Source organism: uncultured Paracoccus sp. (genome assembly GCF_947487305.1).
Taxonomy (GTDB): Bacteria; Pseudomonadota; Alphaproteobacteria; order Rhodobacterales; family Rhodobacteraceae; genus Paracoccus.
In genome coordinates this window covers 233,213-249,692 of the sequence record NZ_CANKWH010000002.1, presented here as the reverse complement: position 1 = coordinate 249,692, position 16,480 = coordinate 233,213, and the positions used below count along the sequence as shown (strand labels likewise).

General features: G+C 65.2%; 19 protein-coding genes. 9 read left to right on the top strand and 10 right to left on the bottom strand.

The features are described from left to right. Window positions 1-60 precede the first annotated feature (60 nt). Window positions 61-1,224: a glutamine-hydrolyzing carbamoyl-phosphate synthase small subunit gene (gene carA / locus Q1A36_RS03830; RefSeq protein ID WP_299840012.1), complete on the bottom strand. Its 1,164-nt coding sequence runs from the start codon at window positions 1,222-1,224 to the stop codon at window positions 61-63. A gap of 143 nt (window positions 1,225-1,367) precedes the next feature. On the opposite strand from carA, the gene Q1A36_RS03825 reads away from it, so the two are divergent. Then, a complete protein-coding gene (locus tag Q1A36_RS03825; RefSeq protein ID WP_299840009.1) occupies window positions 1,368-1,832 on the top strand; it encodes a GatB/YqeY domain-containing protein in 465 nt (154 codons plus the stop codon). 67 nt (window positions 1,833-1,899) lie between these two features. On the opposite strand, the gene Q1A36_RS03820 is transcribed toward Q1A36_RS03825, so the two are convergent. The 4 genes from Q1A36_RS03820 to Q1A36_RS03805 are packed head-to-tail and all read right to left on the bottom strand — an operon-like array spanning window position 1,900 to window position 3,840. Beyond that, window positions 1,900-2,379: a DUF2244 domain-containing protein gene (locus Q1A36_RS03820; protein ID WP_299840006.1), complete on the bottom strand. Its 480-nt coding sequence runs from the start codon at window positions 2,377-2,379 to the stop codon at window positions 1,900-1,902. Between the two features lie 49 nt (window positions 2,380-2,428). Further along, window positions 2,429-2,890, bottom strand: a complete 462-nt coding sequence (locus tag Q1A36_RS03815) for a hypothetical protein (RefSeq protein ID WP_299840003.1) — start codon at window positions 2,888-2,890, stop codon at window positions 2,429-2,431. A gap of 30 nt (window positions 2,891-2,920) precedes the next feature. Next, window positions 2,921-3,388 (bottom strand): Lrp/AsnC family transcriptional regulator, encoded by a 468-nt coding sequence (locus Q1A36_RS03810; RefSeq protein WP_299840000.1) that lies wholly within the window; start codon window positions 3,386-3,388, stop codon window positions 2,921-2,923. Continuing rightward, window positions 3,385-3,840, bottom strand: a complete 456-nt coding sequence (locus Q1A36_RS03805; RefSeq protein ID WP_299839997.1) for an Lrp/AsnC family transcriptional regulator — start codon at window positions 3,838-3,840, stop codon at window positions 3,385-3,387. The genes Q1A36_RS03810 and Q1A36_RS03805 overlap by 4 nt, the downstream gene beginning before the upstream one ends. 129 nt (window positions 3,841-3,969) lie before the next feature. Here Q1A36_RS03805 and ilvC point away from each other — a divergent pair, with 129 nt between their 5' ends. After that, the gene (gene ilvC, locus Q1A36_RS03800; protein ID WP_299839994.1) at window positions 3,970-4,992 is read left to right on the top strand and encodes a ketol-acid reductoisomerase; all 1,023 of its coding nucleotides are present in this window, start codon (window positions 3,970-3,972) and stop codon (window positions 4,990-4,992) included. Between the two features lie 162 nt (window positions 4,993-5,154). On the opposite strand, the gene Q1A36_RS03795 is transcribed toward ilvC, so the two are convergent. Further along, the gene (locus tag Q1A36_RS03795; RefSeq protein WP_299839991.1) at window positions 5,155-5,787 is read right to left on the bottom strand and encodes a type VI secretion system-associated protein TagO; all 633 of its coding nucleotides are present in this window, start codon (window positions 5,785-5,787) and stop codon (window positions 5,155-5,157) included. 380 nt (window positions 5,788-6,167) lie between these two features. On the opposite strand from Q1A36_RS03795, the gene lipB reads away from it, so the two are divergent. Beyond that, a complete protein-coding gene (gene lipB, locus Q1A36_RS03790) occupies window positions 6,168-6,836 on the top strand; it encodes a lipoyl(octanoyl) transferase LipB (RefSeq protein WP_299839988.1) in 669 nt (222 codons plus the stop codon). On the opposite strand, the gene Q1A36_RS03785 is transcribed toward lipB, so the two are convergent. Then, entirely contained in the window at window positions 6,818-7,633 is an 816-nt protein-coding gene (locus Q1A36_RS03785; protein WP_299839985.1) for a helix-turn-helix transcriptional regulator, read from the bottom strand. The genes lipB and Q1A36_RS03785 overlap by 19 nt on opposite strands. Window positions 7,634-8,249: 616 nt before the next feature. On the opposite strand from Q1A36_RS03785, the gene Q1A36_RS03780 reads away from it, so the two are divergent. From Q1A36_RS03780 to Q1A36_RS03770, 3 genes are all read left to right on the top strand, one after another. Next, complete coding sequence (locus Q1A36_RS03780) at window positions 8,250-8,750, top strand: cytochrome C (RefSeq protein ID WP_299839983.1); 501 nt, start codon at window positions 8,250-8,252, stop codon at window positions 8,748-8,750. Window positions 8,751-8,970: 220 nt separating this feature from the next. Further along, window positions 8,971-10,650, top strand: a complete 1,680-nt coding sequence (locus tag Q1A36_RS03775; protein WP_299839980.1) for a cytochrome c oxidase subunit 1 — start codon at window positions 8,971-8,973, stop codon at window positions 10,648-10,650. A gap of 147 nt (window positions 10,651-10,797) precedes the next feature. After that, complete coding sequence (locus Q1A36_RS03770; RefSeq protein WP_299839977.1) at window positions 10,798-12,072, top strand: NAD(P)/FAD-dependent oxidoreductase; 1,275 nt, start codon at window positions 10,798-10,800, stop codon at window positions 12,070-12,072. Between the two features lie 9 nt (window positions 12,073-12,081). On the opposite strand, the gene Q1A36_RS03765 is transcribed toward Q1A36_RS03770, so the two are convergent. From Q1A36_RS03765 to Q1A36_RS03755, 3 genes are all read right to left on the bottom strand, one after another. After that, on the bottom strand, window positions 12,082-12,879 hold the full coding sequence (locus Q1A36_RS03765; protein ID WP_299839974.1) for a transporter: 798 nt from the start codon (window positions 12,877-12,879) through the stop codon (window positions 12,082-12,084). 134 nt (window positions 12,880-13,013) lie between these two features. Further along, complete coding sequence (locus tag Q1A36_RS03760; RefSeq protein ID WP_299839971.1) at window positions 13,014-14,207, bottom strand: UbiH/UbiF family hydroxylase; 1,194 nt, start codon at window positions 14,205-14,207, stop codon at window positions 13,014-13,016. Next, complete coding sequence (locus Q1A36_RS03755; protein WP_299839968.1) at window positions 14,204-14,866, bottom strand: pyrimidine 5'-nucleotidase; 663 nt, start codon at window positions 14,864-14,866, stop codon at window positions 14,204-14,206. The genes Q1A36_RS03760 and Q1A36_RS03755 overlap by 4 nt, the downstream gene beginning before the upstream one ends. 65 nt (window positions 14,867-14,931) lie before the next feature. Between Q1A36_RS03755 and Q1A36_RS03750 the strand changes: the two genes are divergently transcribed. From Q1A36_RS03750 to Q1A36_RS03740, 3 genes are read left to right on the top strand one after another with little or no spacing between them, the layout of a single operon-like run. Continuing rightward, window positions 14,932-15,558 (top strand): GntR family transcriptional regulator, encoded by a 627-nt coding sequence (locus tag Q1A36_RS03750; protein ID WP_101754188.1) that lies wholly within the window; start codon window positions 14,932-14,934, stop codon window positions 15,556-15,558. Next, window positions 15,548-15,856 carry a hypothetical protein gene (locus Q1A36_RS03745; protein ID WP_299839960.1) on the top strand — a complete coding sequence of 103 codons (309 nt, stop codon included), beginning with the start codon at window positions 15,548-15,550 and terminating at the stop codon, window positions 15,854-15,856. The genes Q1A36_RS03750 and Q1A36_RS03745 overlap by 11 nt, the downstream gene beginning before the upstream one ends. Next, the gene (locus Q1A36_RS03740) at window positions 15,853-16,476 is read left to right on the top strand and encodes a DNA-3-methyladenine glycosylase 2 family protein (RefSeq protein WP_299839957.1); all 624 of its coding nucleotides are present in this window, start codon (window positions 15,853-15,855) and stop codon (window positions 16,474-16,476) included. The genes Q1A36_RS03745 and Q1A36_RS03740 overlap by 4 nt, the downstream gene beginning before the upstream one ends. Window positions 16,477-16,480 lie beyond the last annotated feature (4 nt).

Sequence of the window (16,480 nt, the reverse complement as noted above, 5' to 3'; positions counted from 1 at the left end):
TCCCTGCGGTTCACCCATTGCTTGCATGTCAGGCGTTAAAAAGCTGTTAAAGCAGCGTTTTCAGCCCGCGCGCCTTTGCGCCATCGCCTCGGCAAAGCGTTCGAACAGGTAGAAACTGTCCTGCGGACCCGGTGCCGCCTCGGGATGATACTGCACCGAGAAGACCGGCCGGTCCTCGACCCTGAGCCCGCAATTGCTGCCGTCAAAGAGGCTGACATGGGTCTCCTTGACGCCCTCGGGAAGGGTCTGGCTGTCCACCGCGAAGCCGTGGTTCATCGAGGTGATCTCGACCTTGCCGGTCTCGATATCCTTCACCGGGTGGTTGGCGCCGTGATGGCCGTGGTTCATCTTGATGGTCTTGGCACCAAGCGCCAGCGCCAGCATCTGATGGCCGAGGCAGATGCCGAAGATCGGCAGGTCACGCGCCAGCAGCGTCTGGATCATCGGCACGGCATATTCGCCGGTCGCCGCCGGATCGCCGGGGCCGTTCGACAGGAAGACGCCCTCGGGATCATGGGCCAGCACCTCTTCGGCGGTGGCCGTCGCCGGCAGCACCGTCACCTCGGCCCCGGTCGAGGCCAGCGAGCGCAGGATGTTGCGCTTGGCACCGTAATCCAGCGCCACGACGCGGAAGGGTTTCTCGCCATGGGGGCGCTCGGGCGTCTCGTCAAAGCCCTTTTCCCAGGACCACAGGCCCTGATCCCACCGATAGCTCTGGGCGCAGCTGACATCCTTGGCCAGATCGAGGCCGACCAGTCCCTTCCAGTCGCGGGCGCGGGCGACCAGCGCGGCAATGTCGAAATTCCCCTCGGGGTCATGGGCCAGCACCACATGAGGCGCGCCCTGCAACCGGATCGCGCGGGTCAGCCGGCGGGTATCGACGCCGCCCATGCCGATACGGCCACGGCGCTCCATCCACTCGACAAGGTCGCTGGTGGCGCGCCAGTTCGACGGCTCGGTCGGGTCCCATTTCACGATGATTCCGCTGGCCACCGGCTCGGGCGCCTCGTCATCCTCGGGCGTGACGCCGGTATTGCCGATATGGGGGAAGGTGAAGGTGACGATCTGGCTGGCATAGGAGGGATCGGTCATGATCTCCTGATAGCCGGTCATGGCGGTGTTGAAGACCAGTTCGGCCACGACCTCGCCGGTCGCGCCGAAGCCCTGGCCAAAGAACACCGTGCCGTCGGCAAGCGCCAGGCAGGCTGTGGGTTTGTCGGCCATCGCGGCACCTCTGTCTTGAAATCGGCCTGTCAATAGGGGGGGCGGGTGCCGGGGTCAAGCCGGCGCGGCTTGATTTGCGGCGGCAGACTCCCTAAATGACCGGCTTTCCGCCAGATGGGCGGAGCATGAGCAAGGATCAGACAATGGATTTGCGTGTCCGACTGCAGACCGCGACCAAGGAAGCGATGAAAGCCCGCGACAGCGAGCGGCTGTCGACGCTGCGCCTGATCGGCGCGGCCATCAAGGACCGCGAGATCGCCGCGCGCACCGGTGCCGGCGACGAGGCGGTGCTGAGCGATGCCGACCTGATCGCCATCCTGTCGAAGATGGTCAAGCAACGCCAGGAATCCGCCCGCGCCTACGAAGAGGGCTGCCGGATGGAGCTGGCCGAGAAGGAATACAACGAGATCAAGGTGATCCAGGAGTATCTTCCGCGCCAGATGTCGGCCGAGGAATCGGCCGAGGCGGTGCAGAAGGCGATTGCCGATCTGGGTGCCGATTCCGTGCGCGACATGGGCCGGGTGATGGCCGAACTGCGCACCCGCCATGCCGGGCAGATGGATTTCGGCGCCGTCGGCCCGATGGTCAAGGAAAAGCTGCTGGCCTGAACAGGCCGCTTGCGAAGCGAAAATGCGGCGTCTGGCCTTGGGTCAGGCGCCGTTTTCTTTTGCCGGGTCAGCGCAGGTCGGCCAGCCGGCGCAGCAATTCCCCGTGAAGTTCCCGCCGTTCCTCGGGCGTCAGGAACGCGCCCAGCTCGATCTCGCGCTTTCCGTCGGTGACGGTCAGGTAATCCTCGACCGGGCCTTTGCGCAGCACCGGGCGCGCCCAGTAGGTATTGGTTTCCCAGTCCCGCGCGGCGCGTCCCGGATCGCTGCGATGGATGCTGAGCCGCTGGCGGTCCATGCGCAGCACCTCGCGCGTCTCGCCGCTGCGATAGCTGCGCTGAAGTCCCCACCAGATGCCGCCCACCGCCAGCGCCATGAAGGGCAGAAGTCCCCAGAGCACAGCCGTGCCCAGAACCGCCGCCAAGGGCACGGTCAGCAGCACGACCGTCACACCGATGAACCAGACGAACCCCTTGCGCGGCAAGGAGCGGAAGGGCCACAGCACCAGCTCGGCCCCGCCCTCGTTCCTGTTGGTCCACGCATATGGCATGGGGCGATTTCTGCCGGGTCGCGGCGCAAAGCGCAACGGTCCCGAAGGATCAGCCGCCGCTGGCCGATGCTGCCGCCCGGCAGCCGATCAGTTCCTGCGCCTCGTCACCCAGTTTCCCGGCTGCCGCCGCAGCGGCGCGGTCGATCAACAGGCCCGGATCGGCCGTCACCGCCTCGGTCTTCTCGGCCAGCCCCGCCAGCCGCGCCTGCAACCCCTCCGCCGCCACGCCCAAGCGTTCCACCGCCTCGGGCAGGGCGGTCCCCTCGCGCACCGCCGCCAGATCGGCGCGCAGCCCCGCCACCTCGCCGGTCAGCGCCGCCACCTCGTCCCTGAGCGGCTGCACCGGGACTAGGTTCTGCGCCAGCTCCCCGGCCACGTCCGCGGTCACGGCATGGACCTCGGAGGTCAGCCGCCACGCGAGCCAGAGGCACAGGGCCACAAGGATCAGCGTGGCATTCAGCAGCGCAAGGATCAGGTTGCGGACGGTGGGCCAGAGGCGGCGGGCAGGCATGGGATTATCTCCTTGGGCGGCGAGCGAGGGTCACGTCGCGGCCCCCAGCGGCCCCGGTCGGCGTTCCTCGGACAGCATCACGTTGGCCTCGACCTGGCCGACGCCGGGCAGGGTCATGATCCTGCGGCGCAGGATGCGCTCGAAATCGGAAATGTCTCGGGCGGTGATTCGCAACCGGTAGTCGAACTGGCCCAGAACATGTTGAACCACCTGAACCTCGGGGATCGCGGTCACCGCGCGCTCGAAATCTTCAAGACTGGTGCGGCCCTTGGTGGCAAGGCGGATGCCCAGAAACACCGTCACCCCGAACCCCAGCGCGGCATTGTCCAGGACCACCCGTCGCCCGGCCAGCACGCCGGCATCGGTCAGCCGCTTGATCCGCCGCCATGTGGCGGGCTGGGTCAGCCCGAGGCTGCGGCCGATCGAGGCCGCGCTCAGCGTCGCATCGCGCGAGAGCAGCCGCAGGATCGCCTGATCGGTGGTGTCAATCTCGGTCACAGCGCAACCTCGGTGCTGTTCTTGATGGTCGAGACCAGCATCAGCGCGTCACTGTCGCTGACATGGGGCAGGGTCAGGATGCTGTCGCGATAGATGCGCTGCCAATGCGACATATCGCGCGCGATGACCGAGAGGCGCAGGTCGACGCTGCCCAGAAAGGTCTGGATCTCGGTCACTTCCGGCACCTTGCGGGCGGCGGCGATGAATTCGTCGAAGGCGCGCGGGTCGGTCTTGTCGAGGGTAAAGCGCAAGCTGACCTCGACCTCCCAGCCAAGGGCACGCCAGTCGATGCGCTGCTCGATCGCCTTCAGCACCCCCTGCGCCCTGAGCTTTTCCAGCCGCCGCCACAGGCTTGCCGTGGTCAGCCCGGCGCGTTCGGCCAGTTCGGCGGCGGGGGCGTCGGGATCGGCCATCAGGTGGCGCAGAATGCGGCGGTCGGTGGTGTCGGGCATGATTTTTTCGGTCCGTTCATCTGGCGCGCATGATTTTTTCGAGATCATGGCAAAATTCGTGATGAATGAACAGGACAAGGGCGAGGCTAGGGCGTAGAAACCCCACATCGGTTAACAAAGGACCACGACATGCGTGTCTATTACGATCGCGATTGCGATGTGAACCTCATCAAGGACAAGAAAGTCGCCATTCTGGGCTACGGCTCGCAGGGCCACGCTCATGCGCTGAACCTGCGCGATTCGGGCGCCAAGAACGTCGTCGTCGCCCTGCGTCCGGGCAGCCCCTCGGCGGCCAAGGCCGAAGCCGAAGGCCTGAAGGTCATGGAGATCGCCGAGGCCGCCAAATGGGCCGACCTGATCATGTTCACCATGCCGGACGAGCTGCAGGCCGAGACCTACAAGAAATACGTCCATGACAACCTGCGCGAAGGCGCGGCGATTGCCTTCGCCCATGGCCTGAACGTGCATTTCGGCCTGATCGAGCCGAAGCCCGGCGTCGATGTCATCATGATGGCGCCCAAGGGCCCCGGCCACACCGTGCGCGGCGAGTATGTCAAGGGCGGCGGCGTGCCCTGCCTGGTGGCCGTGCATCAGGATGCCTCGGGCAAGGCCATGGATATCGGTCTGTCCTATTGCTCGGCCATTGGCGGCGGGCGCTCGGGCATCATCGAGACCAATTTCCGCGAGGAATGCGAGACCGACCTCTTCGGCGAGCAGGCGGTGCTGTGCGGCGGTCTGGTCGAGCTGATCCGCATGGGCTTCGAGACGCTGGTCGAAGCCGGCTACGAGCCGGAAATGGCCTATTTCGAATGCCTCCACGAGGTGAAGCTGATCGTCGACCTGATCTATGAAGGCGGCATCGCCAACATGAACTACTCGATCAGCAACACCGCCGAATATGGCGAATATGTCAGCGGCCCGCGCATCCTGCCCTATGACGAGACCAAGGCCCGGATGAAGGCGGTGCTGCGCGACATCCAGACCGGCAAGTTCGTCCGCGACTTCATGCAGGAAAACTCGGTCGGCCAGCCCAGCTTCAAGGCCACCCGCCGGATCAACGACGAGCACCAGATCGAGCAGGTCGGTGCCAAGCTTCGCGAGATGATGCCCTGGATCTCCAAGGGCAAGATGGTCGACAAGGCGCGGAACTGATTTCGCGAGCAAAGAGCGGATTCGCGGGGGGCCTTCTGGTCCCCCGCTTCCGTTTTTGAGAATGGTTGAAGTGATACTTTGACTAGGTTGAAAGGTTCTTTGCTGTGCTAGAGTGCAAGCCATTCCATTCGGCAGTCCAAAAGTAATCAGCTTCAAGAACGATTAGGGGGTCCAGCCGCAACTTTCACTGAGCGGGCCAATCTTGGCGCGCAAGCCCGAAACGTCGAACGTGAATTCCAAGTTGGCGTTACTGTATGATTCGTATGCGACCGCCAATTTTTCTTTGTTCAAGAGATCTTTGATGAAGGGAATTGCGCGAGCGCCGGACCAGATACCAATTCCATCGCCACCGTTGATTGGTTCCATCCATACCGTTCGCATGGGTCCATCGTCCAAGCGATATTTGACTGACTGACCATCCGAGGTATAGCTGCTGAAGGAAATGAAGGCGTTTGTCGAGTTCTTCATGCAGCGTACAAAGAGCGTGGCATAGCTCGTATTTCCGTAGCCCGTTGCCTCTGCCTCATCGCTGGTAACCCGAAGATAGACGTCCTTGCGATCATCAAGGGCACTTCCATCAATCTCGACATGCCATTGCTTCCCAGCTTCAGCAGACTGCACAGGTGACGATGCTGATGTGGCGGAATCTGTCTCGGCAGGCACGCTGTATTCTGTAGCGTTGTCATAGCAGGCGAGCCGCTCTACATCCCCGATATTCGAGTGGCATGCCTTTGGATCGTTGGCCGCAATCGCGATCGTCGGAACCAGCGCAAATGAGAGAAGAAATTTCTTCATATTCGCTCCAAAAATCAAATACATAGTCTCAGGTGGCACTCACTTAGCTTGCGAGAAAATATACTCGGCTTGGCCTTGGAGAGTACACACATTTCAGTTTGCGCACATGACCGTGCTTATTGCCATCTCCCGTGACACACCCGACCCGGAACAAGGCGCATCGCGCCGCCGGGCCAGCGGCCCGTCGTCCCGGCGGCTGGCCGCTTGCGTGGCCATCCGCGCTGAACAGCCGTTCGATGCGCTTTGCGCCATAAAGCACCCCGACGATCTGCCGCAACGGCCACCCACGGCAGGCCACTGACCCTCTGCTGCGTCGCGGTTCGTCGGGCGGCACCAGCTTCGATCTTGCACCCGTCGCCACCCAGTGCCACATCCCCCCCATGGTGGAATGGCTCACAACCCCCGGTCTGACGGATTATGACGAGGCGCTGGCCGTGATGGAGGCGCGCGTCGCGGCGATCCACGCGGGCGAGGCGGATGAGCTGATCTGGCTGGTCGAGCATCCGCCGCTTTATACCGCCGGCACCAGTGCCAAGGCCGAGGACCTGTTGCAGGCGCGCTTTCCGGTGCACGCGGTCGGGCGGGGCGGGCAATATACCTATCACGGGCCGGGGCAGCGGGTCGTCTATGTCATGCTTGACCTGAACCGGCGCGGGCGGGATGTGCGGGCCTTCGTGCAGCGGCTGGAAAACTGGGTCATCGCCGCGCTGGCCGAGTTCGGGCTCAAGGGCGAGATCCGCGAGGGCCGCGTCGGCGTCTGGGTTGCCCGGCCCGACAAGGTGCCGCTGTTCGACGGCACCCCGCGCGAGGACAAGATCGCCGCCATCGGCGTCAAGCTGCGCCGCTGGGTCAGCTTTCACGGCATCGCCATCAATGTCGAACCGGATCTGAGCCATTACGGCGGCATCGTCCCTTGCGGCATCAGCGGCCATGGCGTGACAAGCCTCGTCGATCTGGGCTTGCCCGTCGGCATGGCTGATCTGGACGTGGCGCTGCGGCGCAGTTTCGACGCGGTCTTTGCCGGGGCGGATCAGAACCTCTCGTCCTGAGGCGCGATCAGCGGCAGGACCTGCTTGGGCACCCGGTCCCAGGGGACAAAACCGCTCTGCCGACCGGCGCGCAGGCGGGCGCCGCAGTCTTTCGGGACATGCAAAAGCAGGCTGCGGGTGATCCGGGCATGATCGGGCATGGCGCTGCGGGCGAGGCAGCTGAAGCCCACGGCGGCGGGCTGGTAGTTCAGTTCGAAGGGCGTGAGGAAGGTCATGGTGACATGGCGTCCCGGCTCGCTGTGGAAATACAGCCCGACATAGCCCGCCTGGCAATGCAGCAGCACCCCGCGAAACTCGCGCTGGCGGCCGGTGACGCGGTCCTTGCTGTCGCAGACGCCGCGGATGTCGAAACTGCGCACCACCCGCGCCCGCTCCAGCGTGCGGATCTGGATCAGGCTGACATAGGCGCAATCGAGCCGCGATTTCGCCCCCCGCCAGCGTTGGTAGATGCCATCGGGCAATTCCCGGCTTGGGGTGAAGTAGTCCTGGTCGGGGCAGGCATAGGCCATGGCCTCCTGCATCCCCAGATCGCCACGGGGCGGCGCATCGGCAATTGTGCGGCCATTGCGCAGCATCGCCAGCTGCTCGGGGGCCAGGATTTCGGTCAGGATGCGCGCATCGACGCCGAAGAAGCGGCAGATGCGCTGCAACACGTTGGGCTTGGGAAAGGATTCCGATCGCAGGTAGCGCTGGAACTGCACGCGGCTAATGCCAAGCTGACCGGCCACCAGCGTTTGCGGGCCGCGCAGGGCTGTCAGTTGACGCAGGTTCGCGCCAAAGACCTGCAAAACGTTCATGGCGGAACGGGGGCGAAACACGCTGAAAGACATCATTATCGCGCTTTTCGCGCCGGCTTTCAACGAAATTGCTGCACTTGCACAGCCCGCAACCCGCCCGTCAGGCAAGCGCCGTTCCGGCCCTGAAGCCGCAGGTGCTGGTCGAGGATAGCGGTATCGCGACACGTCAGCGCAACCGAACGGTTGCGCAGTACCGGCCCCCCCCGAGGCATTGCGCGGCCCGCCATCCTCTCCAGTCCCGGTCAAGCGCGGCAGCCGGATCGAACGGATGTTCCGCCAGGGAGGGCCCGGTTGATCCCGTCCGTGTGAGCATCCGGCCCGATCAGCGCAAGCAGGTCGCCGATGCGCCTGCCGAGGAGGAGAATGTGCTGTCGGGCCTTTGGCCAGCCGTCCTTGTCCGAAGACGAGATCGTTATACTCCTGCGTGTGTCAGACCGCGAGAGTCGTGTTTGACGCAGCTGGCTACGCAATTGTTAACGACGCCAGCTCTTTTTTGCCCGCTGTCGCGCTGCGGGTTGGCTGGTCGCGCAATTGCGACTAACCGACCATTGGCAGCCGGGTGTTTGCAGACCTATAACTGGCCGGGAGAACCAATTCTTGCAGTTGAGGAGTTGCAATGAAACAGATCATCATCAGCGCCGTGGCCACCCTGGCCCTTGTCAGCCCGGCCTTGGCGCAGGACGTGGCCACCGGCGAGAAAGAATTTCGCAAGTGCAAGGCCTGCCACATGATTCAGGATGCCTCGGGCACCGATATCGTGAAGGGCGGCGGCGTCGGCCCGAACCTGTTCAACGTCGTCGGCCGCAAGGTCGCGGGCCAGGAAGGCTATGCCTATGGTGACGGGATCAAGGAAGCCGCCGAGATGAACCCGGACCTCGTCTGGACCGAGGAAGAGCTGGCGCTTTACATCACCAACCCCAATGACTGGCTGGAATCCAAGACCAGCGATCCGGCCGCAAAGACCAAGATGACCTTCAAGCTGAACAAGGGTCAGGCGGATGTCGCGGCCTATCTGGCTTCGGTTTCGCCCGATGCCGCAGCTGCGGCCCCGGCCACTGATGCCGCTGCCGCACCGGCAGCCGAGGGCGAATCGGGCGAGGCACCCGCCACCAACTAAGGTCGCGGCCCAACCCGTTCGCCGGCCAGGCAAGTCAAGGCGGCTGCGACAAACCGCCGCCCGGAAAATCCAGAGCGCCCCCGCCGAAAACGCATTTTTTGGCGGGGGCGCTGCGTTTTAGGCCAAAGGACGCATTGCCGCGTTCTAAGGCCTCGTCTACAAAGGCGCGCAATATTGCCGGTCTCAACGCCGGCCGCACGACTTACGAGGGAGATCGCGCATGGCAGACGCAGCCGCACATGGCCACGACGACCATCACGACCAACGCGGGTTCTTTACCCGCTGGTTCATGTCCACCAATCACAAGGACATCGGCATCCTGTATCTGTTCACCGCCGGTCTGGTGGGTCTGATCTCGGTCAGCTTCACCGTCTACATGCGGATGGAGCTGCAGCATCCCGGTGTCCAGTACATGTGCCTTGAAGGCGCACGGTTCATCGCTGCGGCGGCGGGCGAAGTCTGCACGCCCAACGGCCATCTCTGGAACGTCATGATCACCTATCATGGCGTCCTGATGATGTTCTTCGTCGTCATCCCGGCGCTCTTCGGCGGTTTCGGAAACTATTTCATGCCGTTGCAGCTGGGTGCCCCGGACATGAGCTTCCCGCGGCTGAACAATCTCAGCTACTGGATGTATGTCGTCGGCGTCTGCCTGGGCATCGCCTCGCTTCTGGCCCCGGGTGGCAACGAGCAGGCCGGCTCGGGCGTGGGCTGGGTGCTTTACCCGCCGCTCTCGACGAGTGAAGGCGGTTATTCGATGGACCTGGCGATTTTCGCCGTCCACGTGTCGGGTGCCAGCTCGATCCTCGGTGCGATCAACATCATCACCACCTTCCTGAACATGCGTGCCCCCGGCATGACCCTGTTCAAGGTGCCGCTGTTCGCCTGGTCGGTCTTCATCACCGCCTGGCTGATCCTTCTGTCGCTGCCGGTTCTGGCCGGTGCCATTACCATGCTGCTGATGGACCGCAATTTCGGGACCACCTTCTTCGATCCTTCGGGTGGCGGTGATCCGATCCTCTATCAGCACATCCTGTGGTTCTTCGGCCATCCGGAAGTCTACATCATCATCCTGCCGGGCTTCGGCATCATCAGCCAGGTGATCGCGACCTTCTCGAAGAAGCCGATCTTCGGCTACCTGCCGATGGTTCTGGCCATGGCCGCGATCGGGGTTCTGGGCTTCGTCGTCTGGGCGCACCACATGTACACCGTCGGTCTGTCGCTGACCCAGCAAAGCTATTTCATGCTGGCCACCATGACCATCGCCGTGCCCACGGGCATCAAGGTCTTCTCGTGGATCGCGACGATGTGGGGCGGCTCGGTCGAGTTCAAGACGCCGATGCTCTGGGCCTTCGGCTTCCTTTTCCTGTTCACCGTCGGCGGCGTGACCGGTGTGGTGCTGTCGCAGGCGCCGCTGGACCGCGTCTATCACGACACCTATTACGTCGTGGCGCACTTCCACTACGTGATGAGCCTGGGTGCCGTCTTCGCAATCTTTGCCGGGGTCTATTACTGGATCGGCAAGATGTCGGGCCGCCAGTACCCGGAATGGGCCGGCAAGCTGCACTTCTGGATGATGTTCATCGGCTCGAACCTGATCTTCTTCCCGCAGCACTTCCTGGGCCGCCAGGGCATGCCGCGCCGCTACATCGACTACCCGGTCGAGTTCGCCTTCTGGAACAATATCAGCTCGATGGGCGCCTATCTGTCCTTCGCCTCGTTCCTGTTCTTCATCGGCATCGTCTTCTACACGCTGTTCTATGGCAAGAAGGTCGGGGTCGCGAACTACTGGAACGAATATGCCGACACGCTGGAATGGACCCTGCCGTCGCCGCCGCCGGAGCACACCTTCGAGCAGCTGCCGAAGCAGTCGGACTGGGATCACAACCGCGCGCATTAAGCGCCTGATCGGTGATGAGACGGAAACGGCCCCGCAGCGATGCGGGGCCGTTTACCATTCTGGCAATCAGTCCTGACGCCGCGTTCTCCTTCATTTGACGAGGGTCCGTCCCCAAGTGCAGGGTGAACGAGTGGCAGGAGGTTGACGATGAAAGAGGATACCGAAGGCCGGCGGGTGGTCGTGATCGGCGCGGGATTTGCCGGGCTGCAGCTGATCAAGGAACTGAAGGGCGCCGGCTGCGAGATCACCCTGATCGACCAGCGCAACCACCACCTGTTCCAGCCGCTGCTCTACCAGGTGGCGACGACGCTGCTGGCGACCTCGGACGTGGCCTGGCCGATCCGGCGGCTGTTCGCGCGGCGCAAGGACGTGACCACGCTGCTGGCAACGGTGACGGGAATCGACAAGGAGACGCGGCAGGTGCTGCTGCAGGACGGCGGGCGGGTGCCCTATGACATCCTGGTCATCGCCACCGGCGCGCGCCATGCCTATTTCGGCCATGACGAATGGGCCGAACACGCCCCCGGTCTCAAGACACTCGAGGATGCCACCACCATCCGCCGCCGGCTGCTCTTGGCCTTCGAACGGGCCGAGATGAGTCGCGACCCGGCCGAGCGCGCGGCCTTCCTGACCTTCGCCGTCATCGGCGCCGGTCCGACCGGGGTGGAACTGGTCGGCATCATCGCCGAACTGGCCCATCGCGTGTTGCCCGAGGAATTCCGCCAGATCGACACCCGCCATGCCCGCATCCTGCTGATCGAGGCCGGGCCGCGGATCCTTGGCGCCTTCAGCCCCGGATTGTCGGCTTATGCCGCCGAGGCGCTGGAAGAGAAGGGCGGGGTCGAGGTGCTGATCGGCAAGCCAGTGACCGACATCTCCGCCGAGGGGATCAGGCTGGGCGACGATTTCATCGCCACCCGCACGGTCATCTGGGCGGCCGGGGTGCAGGCGTCGCCCGCCGCCGAATGGCTGGGTGCCGAGGCCGACCGGGCCGGGCGGGTCATGGTATCGCCCGAGCTGACCGTGCCGGGCCAGCCCGAGATCTTCGTGCTGGGCGATACCGCCCATGTCGAATGCGAGGGCCAGATGGTGCCGGGCGTGGCACCGGCGGCCAAGCAGCAGGGCAATTACGCCGCGAGGGTGATCCGCGCCCGGCTGACCGGCCGCAAGCTGCCGGGACCGTTCCGCTTCCGCTCGATGGGGAACCTCGCCACCATCGGGCGCAACGCGGCGGTGATCGAATATGGCAAGCTCAGGATGCGGGGCTGGCCGGCCTGGTGGGCCTGGGGCATTGCCCATATCTACTTCCTGATCGGCACCCGCTCGCGGCTGGCGGTGGCGCTGAGCTGGGTGTGGAGCTTCATGACCGGGCAGAATTCTGCCCGGCTGATCACCCAGGGCGAGAAGCCCCGGGTCCGGTAGAACCCCGCCTCAGCGCGGGAAGAGGAATGTCACCACGGCGCGGGCGCCCCAGCCATCTGGGCCGTTTTCCGGCGCGTCCGCCCAATAGCGGATGCCACCGCCGACGCTGAGTAGGTTCGGACCCACCTTCACCACCTTGCTTGCCACGAGGTTCAAGGGCAGCGAGCCCTCGTTTTGCACCCAGTCATAGGTGGCCTCGGCATTGAACGAGATGGTCATCGCATCCGGGGTCGAATAGCTGACGAAGGGCTGGAAGAAGGTTGCGCTGATATCGGTCGCGTCCGAGCCGCCGCCAACATCCCACAGGTGATTGGCCAGCGCGCCGAAGGTCCAGGGCCCGCTCTGTTTCAGCACCACCCCGGTCACACCGGCGGCGAACTGGTCAGCCCCCAGATCATTCGTGGCGGTCGGCAGCAGGAAGACCGGACCCGCGCCCCAGATCAGCCCGCCATCGGTTGGCGCCTTGGGCGACAGGAAGAAGCTCTGCACCACGTCGCCCATGCCCGAGCGCGACTCGCCCGGGACGATGTCGCTGACATGGACGAAGGGGATGATCGTCCGCGAGATCAGGTTCCAGTCCTCGCCCAGTGAAAACGGCACGACCGGCTGGACGTTCAGCGTGCTGCGTGTGCCATTGCCATCCGGCCCGATGCCGGAATCATAGTTCAGCTGATAGGGAACGCTGATCAGCGAGGCGACCGGGTTGCTCAGGTCCTTGGCCAGGTCGCTGACATCCTGTGCGAAGGCCGCCGGGGCGGCCAGCAGGGCAAGGCCCGTAAGCCGGAAAAGATTGATGCATGTGGACATCGTTTCGATCTCTCAAACACAGCGGCGAGGGAAATCTTGCCGCTGCGTCAACTTACACCCCCAGCGTGCACAAGAGGAGGCGAGAGCAGCCCCTGCGCGCATCGGTCGCAGCGTCCGGCGCAGGGCTGGCGGGGTCAGTCCCCGCCCATGCCGGCGCGCATCAGCAGCCGGCGCAGCGGGCTGATCGCGTGCAGCGCGCCGAGGCCCGCCGCGCGCAGATCGCGCAGCGGGCGGGCCTCGGCCATGCTGATCCGGTTCAGCGCATCGATCCCGGTCAGCCGCGCCTGCGCCTCGGCCCGCCGGTCGCGGCCATAACCGGCCAGCGCCGTGGCATTGCCGGGATCCTCGGCGCTGAGATCGACCAGCGCGGCCAGATCGGCGAGGCTCATGTTCAGCCCCTGCGCCCCGATCGGCGGCACCACATGCGCGGCCTCGGCGATCAGCGCCACCCTCGGCGCGCTGAAACGATCTGCAATCTGGCTGATGATCGGCCAGGTGGTCAGCCGTGTCACCAGCGTCAATTCGCCAAGGATACCCGCCGAGCGGTCGTTCAGCGCCTCGGTAAACTCGGGCAGGGGCAGGGCCTGCAGCCGGGCGATCTCGGGCCCGCGCGCCATCCAGACCACGGCCGAGCAGGGCTGGCCGTCGCGATCGGGCAGGGGAACCAGCGTGAAGGGACCGCCGCTGCGATGCACCTCGGTCGAGACGTTCCGGTGCGGAAATTCATGGGTGACGGCAAAGGCCAGCGCCTTCTGGCCGTAGCGATAGGTTTTGACCCCGATGCCAAGCGCCTGCCGCACCGGGCTGTTCCTGCCATCCGCCGCGACCACCAGACTTGCGCGCAGGTGCTGTCCGTCGGTCAGGGTGACGAAGGCGGAATCGTCGCGGGCGATCAGACCGGCGGTGCCGGTGCCGGGGCGGAATTCCACATTCGGCAGTTCGGTCAGCCGCGCCATCACCTCGCGCCTGATCAGCCAGTTGGGCAGGTTCCAGCCAAAGGGGCCGTCGCCCAGATCGCCGGCATCGAAATCGCGGACCAGCCGCGCCTTGGGCTCGGCCCCGCCGGCATCGACGATGCGCATGATCTCCAGCGGCGCGGCATGGGGCGCAAGGCGCGGCCAGAGGCCGATGCGGTCCAGAAAGGCCACCGAGGGGCGCAGGAAGGCGGTGCTGCGCAGATCGGCGCCAGCCCCGGCCTCGTCAGTCACCGGCGGGGCCGGATCGACGCAGAGCACGCGATGCCCCTGCGCCCCGAAGGCCGCCGCCGCGATCAGCCCGGCGGGACCGCCGCCCGAGATCAGGATGTCGATCGGATCGCCGCTATTCATGCCAGCCCCTTCAGAAAGGCCGCGAGATCATCGGTGCGGTGCTGCACATGCGGCCCGTGTTCGTGATCGGCGGCCAGCTCGTCCGGCCCGTGACGGCCGATGCCGACCAGCACGGTGCGCATCCCCAGGTCATGCGGCACGATCAGGTTGCGCGGATCATCCTCGAAGAAGGCCGCACGCGCCGGGTCGATGGCCTCGGCCTCGATCACCCGGGCATAGGCGCGGGCATCGGGCTTGGGGTGGAAATCCACCTCCTCGACGCCCCAGATCGCGTCGAAGATATTCAGCCCGCGCCGGTCCAGCACCCGGTTTGCATAGGCGCTGTCGGCATTGGTGTGGATGATCTTGCGGCCGGGCAGGGCGCGGATCGCCGCAGCCAGCGCCGGATCAGGCTGTAAGACCGACATGTCGATATCATGCACGTCGGCGAGATAGGGTCCCGGCTCGATCCCGTGCTCGGCCATCAGCCCGGCCAGCGTGGTGCCGTGATGACGCCAGTAATCATCGCGCAGCCGCGCGGCCTGATCGGCTGTGACCCCCAGCTGCCGAACGACATAATCGGTCATCCGCCGCTCGATCTGCGCGAAGAGCGCCGCCGAGGGGTCGTAAAGCGTGTTGTCCAGATCGAAGATCCAGACGCTGACATCCTTGAAATCCATGGCCTTGGCATAGCGGCTGCGATGGGTGCTTGCAATTGCGCCCGGTGCGGCAGAACGTGCCGGGCATGAAGGACGCTTATTCCATGATCCTGTCGGCGATCGATGCCGGCGTCTACCAGCCCGGCGACAGGCTGGTCGAATCCGAACTGGCGGAACGCTTCGGCGTCTCGCGCACGCCCGTCCGCGAGGCGCTGCAACGGCTGGAAACGCAGGCCATGCTGACCCGCGACGGGCGCAGCCTGATCGTCTCGACGCTGGATCACAACCAGCTGGCCGAGCTTTACACCGTGCGCGCCGAGCTGGAGGCGCTGGCGGCCCGGCTTGCCGCCCGTCATGCCACACCCGAAGAGGTCCGCGTGATGAGCCAGATGGTCGCAGAGGATCGCAAGAGCCTCGACAACCCGCGCGTGCTGGCCCGCACGAACCGGCGCTTTCACCACCAGATCCACCTGGCCTCGCATAACCGCTATCTGGTGCAGCAGCTGGATCTGGTGCATCGCAGCATGGCCTTGATGGCGCGCACCTCGCTGGCGGCCGAAGGGCGCGGCTCGGTGGCGCTGGATGAACATCAGGCGATCGTCGATGCCATCGGCGCGGGCGATGCGCAGGCGGCGGACAAGGCGCTGCGCAACCATATCTCGATGGCCTGGGAAACCCGGCTGAAACTGGATGCGGCTTCCGATGACTTCTGAACCCTTGAGCCTTGAACGGGCTGACCCCAAGCGGCTGATCTACGAAAGCTTCCGCATCGAGGGCATCACCCCCGAGGAATGCCGGTCGATCTTCGTCGATTGGGCGCTGTCGCTGCCCGAAGGCGTCGATGCCGCAGAGGCGGCGCGGCTGCTGCTTGAAACCCATGCCCCCAAGGCGCAGGCGGCGGGAGAGGCGGGGCATCCGATGGTCAAGGTGCTGGTCGAGGGCGCGACCGCCGCCCGCACCACGCCGCGCCGCAAGGGCGGGCGCGCCGGGCGCTTTGCCGAGATGGAATGAGGCTGATCGAGAGTGCCGAGGACCTCGCCGAGGGTTCGGCCTGGTTGGCGCAGGTTTGCCCGGTCTGGGCTAGGGTGCTGCCGGACCTCGGGCCGCTGCCGCTGCGCCGCCGCGCGGACGGGTTCTCAGCGATTGTCGATGCTGTTGTCGGACAGCAGATCTCGACCCATGCCGCCGCCGCCATTGCCGGGCGCATGGCCGAGGCCGGACTGGTTACGGCCGAGGCGATTGCAGGGGCCGATGATGCAGCCTTGCAGGGGGCGGGCCTGTCACGGCCGAAGATCCGCTATCTGCGCGGCATCGCCGGGGCCGGGATCGACTGGCCGGCGCTGCGCGCGATGCCTGATGACGAGGTGATTGCGGCGCTGGTTGCGCTTCCCGGCATCGGCCAGTGGACCGCCGAGATCTACCTGAAATTCGCCCTTGGCCGGGCCGATGCCTTTGCCGCCGGCGATCTGGCGCTGCAGGAGGCGGCGAAGGTCATGTATGACCTGCCCGATCGCCCCGCGCCCGCCGCGCTGGTGCAGCTGGCCGAGCCGTGGCGGCCCTGGCGATCGGTTGCGGCGCGCGGGCTCTGGGCCTATTACCGGTTGGCAAAAGGGCGCGAGGGCGTCCGCTAGACAC

Coding starts and splice junctions, on each gene's coding strand:
- Q1A36_RS03785 (WP_299839985.1), bottom strand. CDS start 7,633: ATGAACGTTTTGCAGGTCTTTGGCGCGAACCTGCGTCAACTGACAGCC.
- Q1A36_RS03745 (WP_299839960.1), top strand. CDS start 15,548: ATGACTTCTGAACCCTTGAGCCTTGAACGGGCTGACCCCAAGCGGCTG.
- Q1A36_RS03820 (WP_299840006.1), bottom strand. CDS start 2,379: ATGCCATATGCGTGGACCAACAGGAACGAGGGCGGGGCCGAGCTGGTG.
- Q1A36_RS03740 (WP_299839957.1), top strand. CDS start 15,853: ATGAGGCTGATCGAGAGTGCCGAGGACCTCGCCGAGGGTTCGGCCTGG.
- Q1A36_RS03760 (WP_299839971.1), bottom strand. CDS start 14,207: ATGAATAGCGGCGATCCGATCGACATCCTGATCTCGGGCGGCGGTCCC.
- Q1A36_RS03750 (WP_101754188.1), top strand. CDS start 14,932: ATGAAGGACGCTTATTCCATGATCCTGTCGGCGATCGATGCCGGCGTC.
- Q1A36_RS03770 (WP_299839977.1), top strand. CDS start 10,798: ATGAAAGAGGATACCGAAGGCCGGCGGGTGGTCGTGATCGGCGCGGGA.
- Q1A36_RS03780 (WP_299839983.1), top strand. CDS start 8,250: ATGAAACAGATCATCATCAGCGCCGTGGCCACCCTGGCCCTTGTCAGC.
- Q1A36_RS03825 (WP_299840009.1), top strand. CDS start 1,368: ATGGATTTGCGTGTCCGACTGCAGACCGCGACCAAGGAAGCGATGAAA.
- lipB (WP_299839988.1), top strand. CDS start 6,168: ATGGTGGAATGGCTCACAACCCCCGGTCTGACGGATTATGACGAGGCG.
- carA (WP_299840012.1), bottom strand. CDS start 1,224: ATGGCCGACAAACCCACAGCCTGCCTGGCGCTTGCCGACGGCACGGTG.
- Q1A36_RS03765 (WP_299839974.1), bottom strand. CDS start 12,879: ATGTCCACATGCATCAATCTTTTCCGGCTTACGGGCCTTGCCCTGCTG.
- Q1A36_RS03775 (WP_299839980.1), top strand. CDS start 8,971: ATGGCAGACGCAGCCGCACATGGCCACGACGACCATCACGACCAACGC.
- ilvC (WP_299839994.1), top strand. CDS start 3,970: ATGCGTGTCTATTACGATCGCGATTGCGATGTGAACCTCATCAAGGAC.
- Q1A36_RS03815 (WP_299840003.1), bottom strand. CDS start 2,890: ATGCCTGCCCGCCGCCTCTGGCCCACCGTCCGCAACCTGATCCTTGCG.
- Q1A36_RS03795 (WP_299839991.1), bottom strand. CDS start 5,787: ATGAAGAAATTTCTTCTCTCATTTGCGCTGGTTCCGACGATCGCGATT.
- Q1A36_RS03805 (WP_299839997.1), bottom strand. CDS start 3,840: ATGCCCGACACCACCGACCGCCGCATTCTGCGCCACCTGATGGCCGAT.
- Q1A36_RS03755 (WP_299839968.1), bottom strand. CDS start 14,866: ATGGATTTCAAGGATGTCAGCGTCTGGATCTTCGATCTGGACAACACG.